The organism is Oleiphilus sp. HI0061, assembly GCF_001635675.1.
This window is the reverse complement of sequence record NZ_LWFE01000873.1, coordinates 1-408: the sequence shown is the minus strand read 5'-3', so window position 1 is coordinate 408 and position 408 is coordinate 1. Positions and strand designations below refer to the sequence as shown.

General features: G+C 42.6%; 1 protein-coding gene. It reads right to left on the bottom strand.

Translation table 11 applies throughout. The features are described 5' to 3' along the window. Window positions 1-408: DUF1329 domain-containing protein (locus A3735_RS10290; RefSeq protein ID WP_156499590.1), on the bottom strand; the 408-nt coding region annotated here is incomplete at both ends.

Here is a 408-nt window from a genome sequence, read left to right as displayed (position 1 = left end):
AGATCGTGATATACATCACCACTGGACCAAACGCCTGGCAACTCATAATAGTTCTTTAAGAGCGCATTACTGACTCGCCAAAGTTCACCACGGTTATCGTACTGATCCACCATAGCAATTCCCCAGCTGTCTTCATCAACATAGAACACACGTTTTTTATAGATATGACGAGCCCCTTTCTTCAAAGTAGCTTCGACAACATGTACACGATGCAGTTCCCAGCGAACATATTCAGGATTTAAGTGACCCGGCATAACCAAGTCATCGTATTGAACACCTTTCTGACCGACCTTATAATTGTTATAAGGAATGAAAAACTCCTTAACACCTTTGTAGTCCCAGTTATATCGATCAGGGGCTCCATTGTACATATCTGTATCATCTGCAGTACGCGTGTTGTCAGACGAA